Source organism: Nocardioides stalactiti, assembly GCF_014180715.1.
GTDB classification, from domain to species: Bacteria; Actinomycetota; Actinomycetes; order Propionibacteriales; family Nocardioidaceae; genus Nocardioides; species Nocardioides stalactiti.
Genome location: NZ_JACEFC010000224.1, coordinates 1 through 2,174 on the forward strand (window position 1 = coordinate 1; position 2,174 = coordinate 2,174).

Annotated in this window: 2 protein-coding genes and 1 pseudogene; 1 reads left to right on the forward strand and 2 read right to left on the reverse strand. The window is 72.6% G+C overall.

The window, feature by feature from the left end:
• Positions 1–461, forward strand: a 461-nt coding sequence (locus H0487_RS22500) for an alpha/beta hydrolase fold domain-containing protein (protein WP_183096423.1), incomplete at its 5' end; no start/stop codon positions are given.
• A gap of 16 nt (positions 462–477) precedes the next feature.
• On the opposite strand, the gene H0487_RS22505 is transcribed toward H0487_RS22500, so the two are convergent.
• Together H0487_RS22505 and H0487_RS22510 are read right to left on the reverse strand one after the other, a co-directional pair.
• Positions 478–1,092, reverse strand: a complete 615-nt coding sequence (locus tag H0487_RS22505) for a hypothetical protein (RefSeq protein ID WP_183096424.1) — start codon at positions 1,090–1,092, stop codon at positions 478–480.
• Positions 1,074–2,174: pseudogene (locus H0487_RS22510) on the reverse strand (hypothetical protein); the annotation flags it as partial. The pseudogene H0487_RS22510 and the gene H0487_RS22505, both read right to left, overlap by 19 nt.

The window sequence follows — 2,174 nt, forward strand, 5'->3', positions numbered from 1 at the left end:
CGGCGGGAGGCACCCTGGCGGCCAGCGTGGCGCTGTCGGCGGCGCGCGACAGGGTGCCGGTGGCGTGGCAGCTGCTCATCTACCCGGTCACCGAGGTCGGGGCCGACACCCCGAGCAGGCGCGCCTTCGGCCGTGGCTACTACCTCGACCGCGACTTCATCGCCCGGGCCGATGACAGCTACCTGCCCGACCGCGCCACCCGCAACGATCCTCGGATCTCGATAGCGTTCGCCGACATCCCTGCCGGGCTCGCTCCGGCGTACCTCGTCACCGCCGGGTTCGACCCGCTGCGCGACGAGGGGGAGGCCTACGCCGAGCGGATGGCCGAGGCGGGCGTCGAGGTGGAGATGGTCCGGTTCGCCGGCCTCATCCACGGGTTCGTCAACATCGTCGGCGTCGGGAGCTCGTCGCGGGCAGCGGTCGACGAGATCGCCGACCGGATGCGGACAGCGCTCTCCTGAGCCTGGCCCGCGCCGGTCAGAGGCTCGGCCGGTGCTCGCGCAGCTGCCGGACGAACTCGTGGGGGTCGACCATGTCGGCGTCGACGACGAAGTCGTCCATGCCCTTGCGGTGGAAGCGCACCTGCCAGTACGAGTCGCCCGGCTCGCCGTCCATGTCGACCAGGGTGTGCTCGTTGCGGACGTCGAAGCGGTACGACGACTCGCCCTTCTCGATGTAGACGACCCCGCGGGTGATCGACACCTCGACCATGCCGACGCGGGTCCGGGTGGCGGCGTAGGCAAGGCCCAACGTCGTCAGGATCATCGCGAAGCCGAACGGCGTCGACAGGTTGCCGTTGAGGAGCGCCAGGAACGCGACCATGCCGGCGACCACAGCGGTCGCGGCGAGGATGAGGGACAGCGCTCGCGGGTCGCTCCCGTCGCGGGCCAGCCCGGCGCCGATGCTGTCGGTGCCGTCGAAGATCGACCGCGGCTCGCTCATCTCCGCCTCGAGCTCGCTGATCCGCGCCTGCGCGGCCACCAGCTCGGCGGTCAGGTCGGCCACCTGCTGCTCCGCGTCGGCGCAGCGCTCGGCCCAGGCGGCGTCGTCGCGGGGGTCGTCGCGGGGGTCGTCTAGAGGTTCGGACGCCATTGGCGCAACGCCTCGACGAAGGTCTTCGAGTCGACCGTCTTGCTGTCGATCTCGACCGGGGACATGCTGCGCCGGAGGATGAGGACCTTCCAGTTCTTGGTGCCCGGGTTCCCGACCTGCTCGAGCTGGGTGCTCGGGCTGGTGAGGTCGAACGTGCTCGTGAACTCGCCGATCGTCACCTTCAGGACGCCCTGGTCGTCGAGGTGGACGCTCCGGGTGCTGCCGATCGCGCGGAGGGCGTACATGAGCAGCACCGCGGTCGCGCCGCTGAGCGAGGCCGCCAGCGGGATGTCGTCGCGCAGCTGGTCGAGGAAGGCCATCCGGGCGACGACGGCGGCGCACCCGAGGGCGAAGGCGATCGCGACGAGCGGCATGATCCCGCTGCCGCGTCGGGAGTGGTACGGCGAGTGCTTGCCGGTCGAGACCAGCGCCGGCTCCGGCTCGTGCGCCTCGTCGGTCTCGTCGTCGGTCTCGTCGTCGGTCTCGTCGACGGCCAGGCTGGCGGCCGGGGCGTCGAGGTCGTCGAGCTCGTCCTCGTCGTCCTCGTCGGCCGCGAAGTCCTCCTCGAAGTCGTCGAACTCCTCGCCGAGCTCCACGTCGTCGTCGAGGTCGCCGGAGAAGAAGTCCTCGTCGAGGTCCGCAGCGGCCTCGTCAAGCTCCTCGTCCGCGCCGGCGGTGGCCTGAGCGTCGTCGGTCGCGGCAGGCTCGTCGGTGGCGGGCTCGTCGACCGGCTCCTCGGCCTGACCGCGGCCGCGCAGCGGGCGTGCGCCCGTCCAGGAGCCGGCCCAGCGGTCCAGCAGGTCCTCGGCGCCCGCGGGCGCGTCGGTCGCCGGGGTGGCGTCGTCGGTGGAGGGCGCGGCCTCATCGGTGACCGGGACCGGTGTGGTGAGCGAGTGCCAGCGGTCCAGCAGGCTCTCGGCCGCGGACGATGCGGGCTCGTCCGCGTCGACCGGCTCGGCCACGGTCACGGTCTCGGGCTCCGCCGAGGTGTCGTCGTCGGCCACGTCCACGAGGGCGGCGGTCGCGGCCGCAGCCTCGGTCGCCGCGGCGGCAGCCGCCTCGGCCTGCGCCTTGGCCTCAGC